At 69.1% G+C, this 16,083-nt stretch carries 18 protein-coding genes and 1 riboswitch; of the genes, 6 read left to right on the top strand and 12 right to left on the bottom strand.

The window, feature by feature from the left end; all coding sequences use genetic code 11:
• Positions 1 to 5: 5 nt before the first annotated feature.
• Positions 6 to 134, top strand: a complete 129-nt coding sequence (locus AC068D_RS20000) for a hypothetical protein (protein ID WP_478824341.1) — start codon at positions 6 to 8, stop codon at positions 132 to 134.
• Between the two features lie 152 nt (positions 135 to 286).
• Here the strand turns inward: AC068D_RS20000 and AC068D_RS19995 are convergent, their stop codons facing one another.
• Positions 287 to 1,408: an MrcB family domain-containing protein gene (locus AC068D_RS19995; RefSeq protein ID WP_478824340.1), complete on the bottom strand. Its 1,122-nt coding sequence runs from the start codon at positions 1,406 to 1,408 to the stop codon at positions 287 to 289.
• 615 nt (positions 1,409 to 2,023) lie between these two features.
• Between AC068D_RS19995 and AC068D_RS19990 the strand changes: the two genes are divergently transcribed.
• Together AC068D_RS19990 and AC068D_RS19985 are read left to right on the top strand one after the other, a co-directional pair.
• Positions 2,024 to 2,467, top strand: coding sequence for a hypothetical protein (locus AC068D_RS19990; RefSeq protein WP_478824339.1), 444 nt, complete (start codon positions 2,024 to 2,026; stop codon positions 2,465 to 2,467).
• A gap of 134 nt (positions 2,468 to 2,601) precedes the next feature.
• Entirely contained in the window at positions 2,602 to 2,889 is a 288-nt protein-coding gene (locus tag AC068D_RS19985) for an acylphosphatase (RefSeq protein ID WP_478824338.1), read from the top strand.
• Positions 2,890 to 3,048: 159 nt separating this feature from the next.
• Here AC068D_RS19985 and AC068D_RS19980 read toward each other — a convergent pair whose 3' ends face one another.
• From AC068D_RS19980 to AC068D_RS19970, 3 genes are all read right to left on the bottom strand, one after another.
• Complete coding sequence (locus AC068D_RS19980) at positions 3,049 to 3,312, bottom strand: DUF1876 domain-containing protein (RefSeq protein ID WP_478824337.1); 264 nt, start codon at positions 3,310 to 3,312, stop codon at positions 3,049 to 3,051.
• Between the two features lie 58 nt (positions 3,313 to 3,370).
• Positions 3,371 to 3,814, bottom strand: coding sequence for an SRPBCC family protein (locus AC068D_RS19975; protein ID WP_478824336.1), 444 nt, complete (start codon positions 3,812 to 3,814; stop codon positions 3,371 to 3,373).
• Between the two features lie 321 nt (positions 3,815 to 4,135).
• Positions 4,136 to 4,564: a COG4315 family predicted lipoprotein gene (locus tag AC068D_RS19970; RefSeq protein WP_478824335.1), complete on the bottom strand. Its 429-nt coding sequence runs from the start codon at positions 4,562 to 4,564 to the stop codon at positions 4,136 to 4,138.
• A 180-nt stretch (positions 4,565 to 4,744) separates the two neighbouring features.
• Between AC068D_RS19970 and AC068D_RS19965 the strand changes: the two genes are divergently transcribed.
• Complete coding sequence (locus tag AC068D_RS19965; protein WP_478824334.1) at positions 4,745 to 5,779, top strand: CHRD domain-containing protein; 1,035 nt, start codon at positions 4,745 to 4,747, stop codon at positions 5,777 to 5,779.
• A gap of 296 nt (positions 5,780 to 6,075) precedes the next feature.
• Complete coding sequence (locus AC068D_RS19960) at positions 6,076 to 6,378, top strand: hypothetical protein (protein WP_478824333.1); 303 nt, start codon at positions 6,076 to 6,078, stop codon at positions 6,376 to 6,378.
• A 264-nt stretch (positions 6,379 to 6,642) separates the two neighbouring features.
• Here the strand turns inward: AC068D_RS19960 and AC068D_RS19955 are convergent, their stop codons facing one another.
• The 5 genes from AC068D_RS19955 to AC068D_RS19935 form a co-directional block, all read right to left on the bottom strand.
• The gene (locus AC068D_RS19955; protein ID WP_478824332.1) at positions 6,643 to 8,175 is read right to left on the bottom strand and encodes a DUF445 domain-containing protein; all 1,533 of its coding nucleotides are present in this window, start codon (positions 8,173 to 8,175) and stop codon (positions 6,643 to 6,645) included.
• Between the two features lie 268 nt (positions 8,176 to 8,443).
• A complete protein-coding gene (locus tag AC068D_RS19950) occupies positions 8,444 to 9,124 on the bottom strand; it encodes a DUF1707 SHOCT-like domain-containing protein (protein ID WP_478824331.1) in 681 nt (226 codons plus the stop codon).
• A gap of 184 nt (positions 9,125 to 9,308) precedes the next feature.
• Entirely contained in the window at positions 9,309 to 10,283 is a 975-nt protein-coding gene (locus tag AC068D_RS19945) for an ABC transporter ATP-binding protein (protein WP_478824330.1), read from the bottom strand.
• Positions 10,284 to 10,289: 6 nt separating this feature from the next.
• Positions 10,290 to 11,114, bottom strand: a complete 825-nt coding sequence (locus AC068D_RS19940) for an ABC transporter permease (protein WP_478824329.1) — start codon at positions 11,112 to 11,114, stop codon at positions 10,290 to 10,292.
• Complete coding sequence (locus AC068D_RS19935) at positions 11,107 to 11,907, bottom strand: ABC transporter permease (protein WP_478824508.1); 801 nt, start codon at positions 11,905 to 11,907, stop codon at positions 11,107 to 11,109. The genes AC068D_RS19940 and AC068D_RS19935 overlap by 8 nt, the downstream gene beginning before the upstream one ends.
• A gap of 193 nt (positions 11,908 to 12,100) precedes the next feature.
• On the opposite strand from AC068D_RS19935, the gene AC068D_RS19930 reads away from it, so the two are divergent.
• Entirely contained in the window at positions 12,101 to 14,716 is a 2,616-nt protein-coding gene (locus tag AC068D_RS19930; RefSeq protein WP_478824328.1) for a transglycosylase domain-containing protein, read from the top strand.
• A gap of 111 nt (positions 14,717 to 14,827) precedes the next feature.
• Here the strand turns inward: AC068D_RS19930 and AC068D_RS19925 are convergent, their stop codons facing one another.
• From AC068D_RS19925 to AC068D_RS19915, 3 genes are all read right to left on the bottom strand, one after another.
• Positions 14,828 to 15,148 (bottom strand): DMT family transporter, encoded by a 321-nt coding sequence (locus tag AC068D_RS19925; RefSeq protein ID WP_478824327.1) that lies wholly within the window; start codon positions 15,146 to 15,148, stop codon positions 14,828 to 14,830.
• Between the two features lie 33 nt (positions 15,149 to 15,181).
• A riboswitch (guanidine-III (ykkC-III) riboswitch) is annotated at positions 15,182 to 15,246 on the bottom strand.
• 96 nt (positions 15,247 to 15,342) lie between these two features.
• Positions 15,343 to 15,681 (bottom strand): GroES family chaperonin, encoded by a 339-nt coding sequence (locus AC068D_RS19920; protein WP_478824326.1) that lies wholly within the window; start codon positions 15,679 to 15,681, stop codon positions 15,343 to 15,345.
• Between the two features lie 55 nt (positions 15,682 to 15,736).
• A complete protein-coding gene (locus tag AC068D_RS19915) occupies positions 15,737 to 16,057 on the bottom strand; it encodes a DUF3618 domain-containing protein (protein WP_478824507.1) in 321 nt (106 codons plus the stop codon).
• Positions 16,058 to 16,083 lie beyond the last annotated feature (26 nt).

The raw sequence follows: 16,083 nt of genomic DNA, 5'->3' as shown, positions 1-16,083 counted from the left end.
GCGGCATGAGCCTGCCATGGGCTGCTCGTGGTCTCAAGATCCCGTACGTGGTCCGCAACGACAGGCAGAGCCGAGGCCTGGCCATGGCCGCCGCCCTGACCTGCTACAAGAAGCTCGCGAAACTTGCCCCGTGAGACAACGTCTGAGTCCCTTCCGTCCAATCGAGGGGTCAGCTCACGTATTCCACCTCCCGATCAGGATCGAGTTGTGACGCTTTCACGAGCCTGATCGGGACTCCCTGCGACAAGGGGACCGTGCGCCTATCGATGATGAGGTGTTGAGAGCATCAGCCCCCGTCGACCATGCTCCAGGCAGCAGCCATAGGCGACCCACGCCAGCCGTCCGACGAGCGCCATATCGAAGCTATTCCCTGGGCGTCCAGGTATGCCGAATACGCCCCGATGTCCTCAGTGAAGAGGCCCACGAGATGTGGGAGGCATCGATCTCGACTTCCGTACAGGAAGTAGCTGTACTCCCGCAACTGTCCGACAGCCTCACGGACGGCCACAGTCGGGTTTCCGTTGCGAACCACCTTGGCCTCAACTAGCCATTCCTCATCGCGATGGGCCTGCTGCCCATTGCTCTGACTGCGCAGTATCAGGTCTTTGGGATGGACGCGATCCGTTATCGGTACGTACCCACGGCTCGCGACATACGGGCCGAACTCACCGATCAACCGTTCATGATCACGCCGTTTGACTTGCTGCTTGGCGGTGATGTTCGCAACATAGGCGTCGCTGTCCTTCGGATGGAAGCCATCCAACGGATCACTCACGACATGTTCAACGCCTTCAAGATTGACATCTATGAGGGCACTACGCCCTTCAATCCACCAGAACTTCTCAGCCGCGGCTGCCCGCTTCAAGCAGTCGGCGGCTTCGTTCAGGTCATCCTCTAGACCCCTCTCCACCGGAAGGGCGGCTATCTCGTAGCGTCGCGCGGCGATGCTTGCGGCTTCATAGGCACGTGGCCGCCAGCCCTTGCCCAGAAGCACAGGACGATGCCTCCACCCACGCGTCAACCTCGCAGGCAACGTCTCCAGAAGCTCCACTGCCCGCTTCTCCAGATGTGCGTTCAGGTCCCTCTTCGCGTGGAACTTCGGCTCCAGCGCAGTGACACCCTGCTGAATCGTGAGGGTCACCGCCGTGAGATCCCCGCTGAAGATGTAAGCGAGGTAGAGCCCTTCACGAGGATTCTCGTTGACGTCCGGGTCAAAGATGCCAATCCATGGAGTGCTACTAGCAGACGTTTGCCCGCCATAGCCCTTGGCTGTATAGCCATGCGGAAGAGGCAGGTCAGTGCGGTCTTTCACACCACGGAGGAGTCGTTGAGCCGGAACGTCGCGCCCTGTCCCCGCGCTCTGGTCATACGTGCGCGCCACCTGGCTGAGCAACTCTCGCATCGTCATGCAGACACGCTAGCGAGCGACGCACTCGAGGTCTCCAAGTCTGGCGCCAACTCGGTGCTGACGAAGCACCGTTCAGGCGGGACGGCTAAGGGCTGGCGGGGGTTCACTGCTCCCACGCGCGAAACGTCCGTATTTTGAACTCCATGCGAGGTACCGCGTGGTGCCCGTTCGCACGAGCGTCGACGAACAGCAAGCCGCACCCAGGACCTCTTCTCTCGACGTCCTGCATCCCGTCGACCTGGTCTCGACGCATGTTCGACTGCACGAGCCTCGGAGAACGCGACCAGGCTCTGCACGTCATTCCTAGAGGCGAAGCGGGTGAGCGGGACCGTCCGCCACCGGATCGGCCTGCCACTCCTAGGAGCCGGTCAGTGACGCCCCGAGGTTGCGATTGCCCGACCGCCCAATTTCAGATGCTTGCTGTTTTATGAAGATGTTACCTGGATGAACGGGTATGTCCTTTGTCACAGTCGTAGCGTCGGTACGGCAGCAATCGTCGGGAATGCGTCGCAGGCGCCGCCCGGCTTGCGCTCCGAATGTGCAGATCACAGGCCCCGGCGGGCCGTGTGACACAAGAGCCCCATGGGCTTGGAGAGAGACAGCTGGGGAGCAGACATGCAGAGACACAAGCTGATGACAGCGGTCCTGATCTATGCCGCTGCGGCGGTCGCAGCAGTCGTACCGGCGTCCGCCTCCCCTTCCGCAGGGTCACAGCCGAGCGCTCGGGTCGTGGTCGTCGACTGCTTCTCGGAGCCACAGGTGCGCCCCAGCGACTTCTTGATCGCGTGCGGGGACGGCAACAGCAGCCTCATCGCGCTCAAGTGGTCCGACTGGGGCGGAGCCTCCGCTGAGGGCCGTGGGCTGAATGTGGTGAACGACTGCAAGCCCTACTGCGCTGCCGGCACGTTCCACAACTACCCCGTGACGGTGAGGCTCGAGCGCCCCGAGGCATGGCCGCAGCATCCCGAGCAGCAGCGGTACACCCAGCTGCACCTCGTCTACACCGATGACAGGCCGGAGCACGCAACACCGGAGGTGACCATCCGGCTCTGGCCCTGACCTTCCCTGCTGACGATTCCTTGTCGGCCCTCTCGGCCGCGTGGGGGGCCGGACCGGCCGGGTCCACCCCTGGAGCGCAGGCGCGCGTCGCGTCGCCCCGCCTTCATGCTGTGCGGCTCGTACGATCCGGAGGCATGGTGCGGAAGCGCGTGATCGTGTCGGGGCTGGTCCAGGGTGTCTTCTTTCGGGACACGTGCCGCCGGGTCGCCCTGGAGTACGGGGTGGCCGGGTGGGTGCGGAATCTCGCCGATGGACAGGTGGAGGCGGTGTTCGAGGGCGACGCGGATGCCGTCGAGACCCTGGTGCGGTGGACTCGACAAGGGCCGCCGGCAGCGCGCGTGGAGGGCATCGACGTGTCGGACGAGGAACCGGAGGGCCTCAGCGGCTTCGAGGTGCAGGGTATGCCGCGAGGCCGGGGCTGAGGTCTGCGCCCGTGCCCCGGGTTCGAGCGCGCCAGGCCCGGGGCCCGAGGCTCGACTCGTACGTCCGCCGTCGGTCCTGACCCCCTGACCTGACCCCCTGATACGCCGAAGGCCGGGAGCCGTGGCTCCCGGCCCTGTCGTTGTCGCGGTCGGCGTCGGTCACATGGCGATGTCGGCCGGCCGGTGGGTGTGGCTCTCCACATCCGCCGCTGCCCGGTCCACCAGTTCGTGGGCCAGTTTCGAGCAGGCGCGTGCGGCTGCCAGCTCTTCGCCGATCTTGGTGTCCGGGGTGTCGCCCGGGCTGCGCCTGGCTACTCCCATGCCCTGGACGCCGGGGGCGTCGGGGCCGCTGAGCGAGGCCGTGCAGGCAGTGCGGGTCCCGTCTTCCTCGAACGACAAGTCGATGTTCCAGTGCTGCGTCATGACGGATCACCTTCGCCGTACGGTTCCGTCAGCCCCGGCGCGCGGGGCTCGGTGGTGGTTACTTGGTGGGGTGAGCCTGCTCCACCAGGTCCTTGAACTGGTGGAGGTCCGCCCGGACGGTCCGTTCAATGGCGGTCGACTGGGCAAACCCCTTGGGGCCCCCGAAGGCGTCGTGTGCCTCGCCGGGGTCGTATTCCATGCGTACCTGCATCCTGGTGTGGCTCGCATCGAGCGGGAGAAGCGAGACGGAGCCGCTCAGATGCGGGGTCTCCGTGGTCCTCCAGGTCATCGTCTCGTTGGGGCGGAGATCCTCGGTGGCCGCATCGATGGCGCGGGCAGCACCGCGTCCGGCCTGCAGATCCATGTGTATGCCCGACGCACCCTCGCGCCGGGCTTCGCGGACTCCTCCGACGAAGCGTGGATAGTCCTCGACGTGGTGCAGATGGTCCCAGACCACGGCGCCGGGTGCAGTGATGTCGATCTGTTCCTCGAGAGTGGGCATGACGGTCTCCCTGTCTCTCTCCAGGGTGCGTTCCGTGGCGCGTCACCGCAACGGATCCGGCCGAAGCCCCTCGGCGGAGCCGCCGCCCCGGGCGCGCCGGCAGCACGCATGGCGTCAACCGGGCCGCCCCGGGCGCGCAGCGCCAGCATGCATTGCGTCAACCGTCTCGACGGCGAATCGCGGGGAGGGACGCCGTCGATTTGCCAACGACGGACCTGCCCTCAGGCACCTCCGGCACCTTCCGCGGTGACGAATTCATGACAGAATCGCAGGGAATTACCGGCGTCGGCAGGCGCGCTCACCTCGAAGCGTCCGGATGCCTCACGGCGCCTTTTTGATCAGCTTTCCGTCCGCTCCGATCACGAACCATTCGCCGTCCAGGCCCTGCCCGTTCACATCGCCGGCAACCGCGTCACCGACGTAGTAGTAGAGCGGCCAGTCCCCGTACACGGCCTGCTCCGCACCCTCGCCCAGTGTGATCTCGTCGAGCAGGGAGGCTTCGGCGCCGCTGCCGGCTGTGATGTCCTCGGTGGAGGTGAGAGCAGGCCAGACGGCGATGCAGTCGACGTCGCACGCACCGCCGCCGGGCTTGTCCTTGGTGAATCCGTACAGCGTACGACCCGAATCGTCGACGAGAATCCTGCCGAACGGCGAGTCGGCGACCTGGACGGACGCGGCAGCCGTGACGGGTTCGGCGGATGACCCGGAAGCCCCGTCGGAGCCTTCGCCGGAGCCACCGCAGGCACTCACGGTGAACAGCGCGAGTGCCGCCGGAGCCGCCCGGAGCGCGGCTGGAATGCGCGTACGTGTACGCGTACATGAACGTGTCCTGCGCATGCTGGTCCCCCGGTCTGGTGTATGTGGATACACCGGGTGGTACGCGCACAACTTACCGGCAGCGCAATCGAATTCGGGATATTTTCTGCCTGAATGCCCATCAGCCTGCACGCGTACTTTCCGGCGCAACCCGATTCCATCCGAACCGGGTCCAACGGGAGGACAAGAATAGTGCAGAGGCGAATTCCGATCACTACGGCAGTCGCAATTGTGGTGGCTGTTACGGGTGTTACTCCGGCTGTTGCCCATGGGACGCATGACCACGGCTCGGACGTCGGGACTGCTACGAAGGCGAGCGGCGCCACCGCATTCACCCGGCCCGCCGACGGCAGGGCCGTCGCCTTCGTGGCCGAGCTCTCCGGCTCGAACGAGGTCCCGGCCCCCGGAGGGGGCCCCGCCGTGAACGATCCGGACGGCACGGCAGTCGCCCTGGTCAAGGTGTGGGGCGACCGAGTCAGCTTCGCCCTCCGGTGGAAGGGCTTCGTCCCGAGCCTCGGCCACATCCACGAGGGCACCGCCGGAAAGAACGGCGCTGTGAAGGTGGCTCTCTTCGGCAGCGCGATGCCCGACAGCGTGCACTCTGCGGCCGGACAGGTCGGCATCACCGACGCCGAGCTGGCCAAGCGCATCCGGACGCACCCGTCCGGCTTCTACGTCGACCTCCGCAGTGCGGAGTTCCCGGGCGGGGCGGTACGCGGCCAACTCAAGCCGCTCGAACGGAACATCAATCCGTTGGAGATCATCAACGGCGGCAAGCTGCGAGCGCTCTCCAACGGCGGTCAGGAGGTGCCGAAGAACGACGCGTCGAAAGTCGGTGATCCGGACGGACACGCCGTGACCTTCCTGCACCCTGAGGGAACGGCCGTCGACTACTCGCTCGCCTGGATCAACATCGCGAGCCCGTCGAAGGGGCACATCCACCAGGGCAGCTTCGGCAGGAACGGCGACGTGCTCTTCGACCTCCTCAATCGGCCGGTGCCGGACGGGATCTTCGCCGTCTCCGGGAGGCTGGAGGGACAGAACCCGGACATGGTGAAGCAGGTCCGCGAAAACCCGTTCGGCCACTACTCGAACATCCACACTGCGGAGTTCCCTGACGGTGCCGTGCGGGGGCAGCTCTTCCGCTGACGCCTGTGCCGTGCCGGCCGCCCACCGACGGCCCACCGCGACCGGAGGCCCACCGGAGGCGACCGGCGCCGTGCAGCCTCGGCTCCCCGGTCCGGCCTCCGTGCTGCAGCCTCGGGTCCCGCCGCCGGTCCGGCCTCCGTGCTGCAGCCTCGGCTCCCCGGTCCGGCCCGGGCCTGCCGGAGTTCCGGCCACGCCCGGCCACGCCCGGCTCCGGATGTCCGGGCCGGGCCCGGGCCGCCCAGGCGGCTCGATTAGGCTCGAACGCCAGTCGAAGACCGAGCGAAGGACGGCACACGATGGCCAGGATTCCGGCAGCGGCAGTCGCGGCGAGCGGCCTCATCGGGGGCTACGGCGTCGCCCGCTGGACCAGGAAGCGCCCGCTCGGCGGAGTGGCACTGGCCGCCGCAGGCGCGGTGGCCGCGCGGCAGTGGCAGCAGCAGGCCGGCGGCAGGGCCGCTGCGGGACTGAGCGCCGCCTACGTCGCCGCCTTCGCAGGCTCGCACCCCCTGGCGAAGAAGATGGGCGCGTGGCCCGCCGTGTTCACCGTGGCGGGCGCCGTGGCCCTCGCCTCGTGGACCGTCACCCGCAGAGCCGCCTGACGAACCGCATGGGCCCCGGCCCCGGGGCCTCCGGCCGGCAAGCCGCCGGGCAGGCCTCAGCGGTACGCCACGGAATGGCGCCTCAGGACTGTCGGGGGCGTCATCACTCCCCCTGGACCGCACGCCGGACGCCACCGGAATCCGGGAGCTGCGGACGCCACCGGAACCTGGGCCGGCGCGCACTGAACGGGTGTGGCATCCCGTCCGTACTTAGGGGCAACTCCCCCTTGGAGCTGGGCGCGGGACCGGACGACCAGAGTCCGGTCACGCGCCCAGCGCATGGGCGACCGTATAGATCACGAGGCCGGCCAGGGCGCCCACCACCGTGCCATTGATGCGGATGAACTGCAGGTCACGGCCGATGTGGGCCTCGATCTTGCGGGACGTGTGCTCGGCGTCCCAGCTCGCGACGGTGTCGCTGATAAGGGACGTGATCTCCGCGCGGTACGTCGTCACGACATAGACCGCGGCCTCCTCGACCCACCCCTCCAGCTTCCGCTGCAACCGGCCGTCCGTCGCGAGGCGGGCGCCGAAGGCCATCAGCGAGGCACGGGCACGCAGACGCAGTTCGCTGCGGTCGTCGTCCGCAGCAGAGATGATCATGGTGCGTACGGAGGACCAGGCCGAGGCGATGATGTCCTGCACCTCGGGGCGGGCCAGCACGTCCGATTTCATGCGCTCGACGCGCATACGCGTGTCCGTGTCGGCCTGGAGATCGGCAGCGAAATCGGCGAGGAAGCGGTCGATCGCACCGCGTGCGGGGTGTCCGGGCATGTCGCGCATCTCGGTGACGAAGCGGAGCAGCTCCCGGTAGACGCGCTCGCCGACCTTGCGGTCGACGAAGCGCGGTGTCCACCCCGGGGCGCCGCCCTGGACCGCGTCCATCACGGAGTCGCCGTGCAGGACAAGCCAGTCATGGGCGCGGGTGCAGATCAGGTCGACCGCGCGGTGGTGGGCTCCGTCGGCGACGACCTTGTCGAGGGTCTTTCCGATGCCGGGAGCGATCTCGACCGCCTCGGCGCGCCGGGTGATGGCCTCGCCGACCACCGCCTGCACATCGGAGTCGCGCAGGACGGTGAGCGCCCCGCGCAGCGCGGTGGAGAGTTCGGCGGTCACGCGGTCGGCGTGGGCGGGCTCCGCGAGCCAGGCACCGAAGCGGCCGCCGAGGGCGAGGGACTGGAGGCGGGCCCGTACGACGTCGCCGGAGAGGAAGTTCTCGCCGACGAAGGAGCCGAGCGAGGCGCCCAGCTGGTCCTTCTTGGTGGGGATGATCGCGGTGTGCGGGATGGGAATGCCGAGAGGGTGCTTGAAGAGCGCGGTGACCGCGAACCAGTCGGCCAGCGCACCGACCATGCCGGCCTCCGCGGCAGCTGCGACATAACCGGGCCAACCCTCGACGCCGGAGTTCTTCGCCCAGGTGGCGAGCACGAAGATCAGCGCGACGAGAAGGAGCAGGCCGGTGGCGGTGAGCTTCATGCGGCGTACACCGCGGCGCTTCTCCTCGTCGGCGGCGGTGTACGCGAAGGCGGCGAGGGGCGTGGTGCGGGTGCGACCGGTGGCCCGTGCGGATGCGGAAGGCCGTCCCTCGCCCGGTCGGGCCGTCGTGGTGGGCCCGGCAGCCGGCCGGCCCTCGCCCGGCCGCTCCGCCTCGGGCTCGCCCGTGGACATGCCCGCGGTGAGCGGCGTTCCGGCGGCGGCCGGCTTCCCGGTGGCATGCGCGCCCGCGGGGGTGGCGGTGCCGGCGCTCCTGCCCGCACCCCCTGGTGTGTCCGGCTCGGCGCCTTCAGTACGTTTCATCCGCTCCACCCGTCCGCGTACGTATCGTCCCTTCCCTACCTGACCTACTCCCGGGGCGCACGTCGAGTTCCCGCGACGCGCTGTGGTCGTCACAGCGGCGCCGGCAGACACGGGCGACGCCGGGCACGGACCCCGGCTACGGGACAGCCCGCGCAGGGCATGAGCCCCGGGTGGCCCCGGGGCGGAGGCAGGGGGAGCAGACGGAGGGGCAGGGGGCAGGGGCCGAAGGCAGAAACGTCGCGGGCAGCAGGAAGCGAGGCGGGAAGTCCTACTCCAGCTCGCCCCGCTCGCTCTTCTCGAGGCGCTCGCGCCTGCGGGCCTCCTTCAGCCGCTGCTTCTCGGCCTTGCGAAGCTTGCGCTCCACGCCTACTCCGCCCATCAGGGCGAAGCCGGTGATCGTCACACGCGGCGAGCCCGGGGCGATCTCGGCGTCGGCCGAGCCCGCCTCGCCGAAGCCGCCCATGATCCCGAAGCCCCTGACGTCGACGTCCATATCCGGGGGAACGGTGACCTGGATGCCGCCCATGATCGTGAAGCAGCGGATCACGACGTCCCGGTCCTGGAAGTTCGCCTCACGCAGATCGATCTCGCCGCCGCCCTGCAGCGCCACCGCGGTGAACCGGCGGCCGACCGTCCATGTCCCCTTGCGCCCGAAACCTCCCCAGAAGGCGAATGCCCCCTTGGAGGTCGCGGGCCCGCCGATGCGGCTCGGCCAGTCCCCTGCGCCACCCACGGGACCCATGGCCGTCCCGGCCGCTCCGGCCGGTGCGGGGAGGTCCCGGACCAGCGGTTCGAGTTCCCCCCGGGTGCGCGCCCTGTAGGCCGCGTCCAGGCGCTCCTCGAACTCCTCCATGTCGAGCCGGCCCTCGGCGACGGCCTCGCGCAGACGCTCGGCGATGCGTTCCCGTTCGACATCGGAGGCGCGCATCTCCGGAAGATCGTTGGTCATACGAGAAGCGTAATCAAGGGGCACCGTCCGGACACACCGTTGTGCGCAGCCCGAGGACGCCGACCCGCACAGATACCCCGCACAGTCACCGCTCGCAGTCGCCCCGCGCAGCGCTCACCGTCCGCGTTCGACACGACCGTCCTCGGCGGCGGAGAGGCTACGGCGCACGGGCCCGAGCCCGGGGTCAGTTCGTCAGCTGCCGCTCCGCGTACATCTTCGCGATCACCGTCTCGATGTCGGGCTCCCGCACGGACAGATCCACCAGTGGATACTCCGCCGCGACCGCTGCCACGATCGGCGCCGCCGACTCCGAGGCCGGGAAGGACAGCCACTGCCGCGCCCCCTCCACCCGTCTCGTACGCGCCCCCGCCACCGCGATCGGCGGCAGTTCCCGCTCCAGGTCCACGACCAGGGTCCGCTCGCTCGCCCCCACCTCGTGCAGCCCGGCCAGGGCGCCGTCGTACACGAGCCGGCCCTGGTCGATGACCATGACTCGCTTGCACAACTGCTCGATGTCGGTCAGATCGTGGGTCGTGAGCAGCACGGTCGTCGTCCGCTCGCTGTTGAGGTCCCGCAGGAATTCGCGCACCTTCGTCTTGGAGACGACGTCGAGTCCGATGGTCGGCTCGTCGAGATAGAGCACCTCCGGGTCGTGCAACAGCGCCGCCGCGATGTCACCGCGCATCCGCTGGCCGAGCGACAGCTGCCGTACGGGCACGTCCAGCAGCTCGCCGAGGTCGAGCAGCTCCACGCACCGGTCCAGGTTCTCGCGGTACCGCACTCCGGGGATCCTGTACATCCGGTGGACGAGGCGGTACGAGTCGATCAGCGGCAGGTCCCACCACAGTGTGGTGCGCTGTCCGAAGACCACCCCTATGCGCCGCGCCAGCCGGGCCCGTTCGCGTGAGGGATCGATCCCCGCGACCCGCAACCGTCCGCCGCTGGGCGTCAGAATGCCCGTCAGCATCTTGATGGTGGTGGATTTTCCTGCGCCGTTGGGGCCGATGTAACCGACCATCTCACCTCTCGGCACCCTGAAGGTGATGCCGTCGACGGCCCGTACCCGTGTCTTCTCACGGCGCAGCAGACCCACTCTGCGCCGGACGTCGAAGAACTTCTCGACGCCGTCCAGTTCGATGAAGTCGTCCACGGTGTCCATGAAGTCTCAGCTCCCTGTGCTCCGGTACGAACGAAGGCCGGCCCGCCATGCGACGGCCGCGAGCGCGCAGCACAGCGCGGCGACGAGCGGTGGTGTGAATGCCATCCAGCGCGGCAGATCCAGCGGATACGGCTGTCCGAGGACGTAGAGACCGGGCAGCCAGTTGATGAAGGCGAGCGGTACGACGAAGGTCACGCCCCGCACCAGGTCCTTCGCGAACAGCGTCGGCGGGTACTGGAGCAGCGTGTTGCCTCCGTAGGTGAAGGAGTTCTGCACCTCGGCCGCGTCCTGTGCGACGAACTGGAACGCCCCGCCCGCCACGAAGACCGCCGCGAAGATGGCCGCCCCGCTCAGCACCATCACCGGGACCATGAGGACCCGCAGCGGTGTCCAGGAGATGTCCAGCGTGAAAAGTGCGTAGCCGAGCACCAGCAGCCCCTGGAGGATCCGCCCGAGGCGACGCAGCGCAAAGCGGTCGGCCGCCACCTGTGCGAGGACCGGTGCGGGGCGCAGGAGGAGCACGTCGAGCGTGCCGTCGCGGACCCGCCGCCCGAGACGGTCGAGGGAGCCCATCACCAGATCGGTCAGGCCGAACGCCGTCCCGGCGGCCCCGTACAGGAAGGCGATCTCGGGCAGGCTGTATCCGCCGAGCGTGTCCACGTGCGAGAACATCAGCAGGATCACGACGAAGTCGAAAGCCGTGGCCGCGAAGTTCCCGAACGCCGTCATGGCGAAGGATGCGCGGTAGGTCATCGTGGAGCGAATCCACATCACGGCGATCAGCCAGTACGCGCGCAGACCTCCGTGCAGCGTCCGCAGCCTGTCAGCCACCCTGGACCACCACCCTGCGTGTCGCGGCGTACTGCAGCAGCCGGCCGGCCCCGAGCAGCGCCACGGCCCAGGCGGCCTGGAAGGCGTACGCCTCGACGAGCGGCCATCCGGTGCGCTTGCCCAGGAAGACGTCCGCCGGGACCTGGAGCAGCGCGGACCAGGGCAGGAGCAGCGCCAGTTGTCCCAGTGCACCCGGGAAGAGGGTGAGCGGGAGCAGCGTCCCGGAGAAGAACATCCCGGCCAGCCAGGTGATCTGGAGGACGCCCGTGCCGTCCATCAGCCAGAAGGCGGACAGCGCCACCAGATAGCGGATCGCGAAGCTCACGACGACGCCGAGCACCACCGAGAGCAGGAAGGCGGGCCAGATCAGCGGTGAGTCGGGCAGCGCCAGGTCGAAGGCGAGCGCCCCGATCAGCAGCGGGGTGATGCCACGGCCGAGCAGATGGAACGCGGACCGCCCCAAGTCACCCGCGAGCCACCACAGTTGCAGGTCGGCCGGTCGGTAGAGGTCGATGGCGATGTCGCCCGTACGGATGCGCTCCATCAGCTCGTCCTCGAAGCCGCCGCCCAGCATGGCGCAAGCCATCAGTAGCGCCTGTCCGAGCCACACATACGTCAGCGCCTCGGACATGTCATAGCCACCGAGGTGCGGACGTTCATCCCAGAGGGCGATATAGGTGTACGCCACGATGAAGCCGAAGACGGTATTGGTGAACGCGCCTGCCACCGTGGCCACCCGATACGTCGCATAGCGCCGGAACCCACCGGCCGCGACTAAGGCATAGAGCCGCACCATACCCACCTTCCCCCGGTAGAAGCCGACGGCACCAAAGCGACCGACCCTAGTCCAGCCGGATCTGCCACGCGACCGTATTCGGACGGGGGGTACGGGGGTTATCGGGACGAGAAGTGCACTATGGGCACACCAAGCGAATCGCCCGAAATGACATCGTCCGCGCCAACGGGGCCGAGGAGTCTCCACCGACATGACCGACGAGCAGGCACAGCAGCGAGGCCGGCACCCCCGGAACCCGGTGACGGCCGGACCCCCGCCCCTCGGCCCTGGCCACCCGGGGGACGGGGCCGCGGGTCATCAGGGCGACGGCCTGACGAGTCATCAGGACGGCAAGGAGCGGGGTTCCCGTCCCCGGCGCACCGGCCTGCGCCGTCTCCTGCCCACCTGGCGGATGCTGCTCGGTTCGCTCCTGATCGTCGCGCTCGTCCTCATCGGCGGCTTCGTGGCGGGCTACATGCTCGTCCACATCCCGCCCGCCAACGCCACCGCCATCGCGCAGTCCAACGTCTTCTTCTACGAGGACGGCACCCAGATCGTCCGCGACGGCGAGATCAACCGGGAGAACGTCGAACTCAGCCAGGTTCCGCACAACGTCCAGCGCGCCGTTCTCGCCGCCGAGGACCGCGACTTCTACTCCGAACGGGCGGTCGACCCCCAGGCGATGCTCCGAGCCGGCTGGAACACCCTGACCGGCAAAGGCAGGCAGTCCGGCTCCACGATCACCCAGCAGTACGTGAAGAACTACTACCTGGGCCAGGAGCAGACCGTCACCCGGAAGGTGAAGGAGTTCTTCATCGCCATCAAGCTGGACCGCGAACAGAGCAAGAGCGACATCCTGAAGGGCTACCTCAACACCAGCTACTTCGGCCGCAACGCGTACGGCATCCAGGCGGCGGCGCTGGCGTACTACGGCAAGGACGTCAACGAGCTGGGCACCGCCGAGGGCGCCTATCTCGCCTCGCTCCTCAATGCGCCCAGCGCCTACGACGTGACCACCCACCCCGAGAACAGGGACCCCGCGCTCGCCCGCTGGAGCTACGTGCTCGACGGCATGGTGAAGGAGCAGTGGCTCGATCCCCACGAACGGGCCGCGATGACCTTCCCCGTGCCGAACAGGGCCCGGCCCGCGACCGGTCTTTCCGGTCAGCGCGGCTACATCGTCCAGGCCGTCGAGGACTACCTCACGAGCAACGGCATCATCGACGACAACACCCTGGCGCGCGGCGGCTACCGGATCACGACCACGCTGCAGAAGCCGAAGCAGGACGCCTTCGTCCGGGCGGTGGAGGAACACGTCCTGTCCAAGCGCAGCAAGCGCAGGCCCGTGGACCGCAACGTCCGCGTCGGCGGCGCGTCCATCGACCCGGCGACGGGCAAGGTCGTCGCGATGTACGGCGGCATCGACTACACCAAGCAGTACGTCAACAATGCCACCCGCCGCGACTACCAGGTCGGCTCCACCTTCAAACCGTTCGTCTTCACCGCCGCCGTCGAGAACGGCGCGCGTACGAGGGACGGGCGCCCGATCACTCCGCACACCGTCTACGACGGCACCGACCAGCGCGAGGTCCTGGGCCACTACGGGCCGATCGGGTACGCCCCCGAGAACGAGGACAACACCTCCTACGGCTCCATCACCGTCAGTGCCGCGACCGACGCCTCGGTCAACGCGGTGTACGCGCAGATGGCTCAGGACGTCGGCCCGGCGAGGGTCAGGGAAACGGCCATCGCGCTGGGCATCTCCCCGAACACACCGGACCTGACGGCCACCCCGTCGATCGCGCTCGGCGTCGCCACGGCCAGCGTCCTCGAGATGGCGGAGGCATACGCGACGCTCGCCAACCACGGCAGGAACGGCACCTGCACCCTTGTCTCGAGGATCACCAGGGCCGGGGAGGAGATCGACCTCCCCCGGACGTCCGGCGAACAGGTCATCAGCCGGGAGGCAGCCGACACCACGACGGCGGTGCTGCGGAACGTGGTGGAGGAGGGGACCGGGATGGCCGCGCAGGCCGCGGGCCGCCCGGCGGCCGGCAAGACCGGCACGGCCGAGGACGACAAGGCCGCCTGGTTCGCCGGCTACACCCCGGAACTGGCCACGGTCGTCGCCGTCATGGGCCAGGACCCGGACACGGCGGTGCAGAAACCGTTGTACGGGGCGCTGGGCTATGCCCGCATCGGCGGCAGCGGCCCGCCCGCCCGGATCTGGGCGCAGTTCACGGCCGCGGCGCTCAAGGACACCGAGATCAGCGACTTCGACCTGGAGCTGGACGAGGACGTCGACGAGGAACTGACTCCCTGGCACGGGCGGCGGTGGGCCGACGACGAGTCGGACGAGTTCGGCTATGCCGACGAGGACGACGAGTCCGCCGCGATGGTGCCGGACGCCGGGAACCGCCCCGGCGCCCCCCGGCAGGGAAGCCGGACACCTTTCCCGGGGAGCACGGCGCCCGGCTCACCGGGCACCGTGCTCCCCGGGCACCGGGTCACAAGCCCGGGCAGGGCGACCGGCGGCCCGACGCTCGGCGACCTCATCCCCGGCGCCCCCGGGACGGGGTGGCCCGGATACGGCGGCGGCCGGGACACACGCAGAGGCGGCACACCGGACGGAGCCACGCGCAGAGGCGCCACACCGGACGGAGCCGCACGCAGAGGCGGCACGACCGGCACGCACCGAGGCGCGGCAGACGGAGGCAGCCACCGGAGAGGCGCGGCAGACGGAGGCAGGCACCGGGGAGGCGGCGCTGTGGACAGGGGCAACACCCCGGGAACCGCCGGACAGGGAACGGTCCCCCGCCGTCAGTGACGCCCGTGCCATCAGCGCAGGACCCGTACACCGGCAAGGATCGGCAGTGGCCACCGGGGCGGCAGGCGCCGGCCCGGTGGCCACGGGTCTCCGTGCGGCAAAGCGTGCGGCTCAGTGACCAGAGGTCGCCTTCAGCCCCACGACGGCCACCAGCAGCAGCACGACGAAGAAGATCCTGGCAGCGGTCGCCGGCTCGCCCAGCGCGACCATGCCGACCACCGCGGCGCCCGCCGCGCCGATGCCGACCCATACCCCGTACGCCGTACCGATCGGCAGCGATCGGGCGGCGGAGGACAGCAGCAGCATGCTCACGACGATCGCCGCACCGGTGAAAACGCTGGGCCACAGCCGCGTGAAACCGTCGGTGAACTTCATCCCGACCGACCAGCCGACCTCGAGCAGACCGGCGAGGACGAGCAGAAACCAGGCCATGACAGGCACCTCCGAGACGTGGACTTCGTGCGGGGTGCGTCGTCTTTGCCTTGCCCGGTACGGCGCGTCTCGTCGGGTTGCTCCCAAGGTAACAAAGAGAAGGGAAACGGCCTGGTGAACCCCGTCACCAGGCCGTTCTCTCTCTTCACGCCTCGCCCTGCGGCCATGCCGGCAAGGACGGGCAAGGGCCGGGGCTAGAGATACAGCCCGGTCGAGTCCTCGCCGCCCTCGAAGCGGTCCGCCGCGACCGCGTGCAGATCGCGCTCGCGCATCAGGATGTACGCGACGCCGCGCACCTCGACCTCCGCCCTGTCCTCGGGGTCGTACAGCACCCGGTCCCCGGGCTCCACCGTGCGGACGTTCTGCCCGACGGCAACCACGTCGGCCCAGGCGAGGCGCCGGCCGACCGCAGCGGTCGCCGGAATCAGAATGCCGCCGCCCGAGCGCCGCTCGCCCTCCGGGACGTCGGACCGGACCAGGACCCGGTCGTGCAGCATCTTGATCGGCAGCTTGTCGTGCGTGTTCTCGCTCACGACCACGAACTTACCTGGCCGGAGCCGGACCGCACCCCGCCGGGGTGACCGCCGGTCACGCCTTCCGCTTCCTGACCGACAGCGCCAGCAGCCCCACGGCCCCCACGACGACGAGAGCCGCGGGCACCAGGCGCTCCAGCCGGGGCGCGCCGTCGTGGTGCACGAAGCGGGCCCGCACATCCGTCATCAGCCGGTTCGCGGCGACGAATGCCCGCCCGGCCGTCTGGTCCACGGTCGCGGCGACCCTGGCCTTCGCATCCCCGACGATCGTCTTCGGGTGCACCCGCACCCCGATCTCGTCGAGAGTCTCGGCAAGCCTGTCGCGCCGGCGGACGATGTCCGCCTCGATCTGCGCAGGGGTCCTGGAATCCGACACCGCGCCGCCTCCGTCGTCGTATCCGG

The sequence above is a fragment of the Streptomyces sp. NPDC043861 genome (assembly GCF_056435905.1).
Note: the sequence above shows the minus strand (reverse complement) of the source record. Positions and strands in the feature narration are given on the sequence as shown.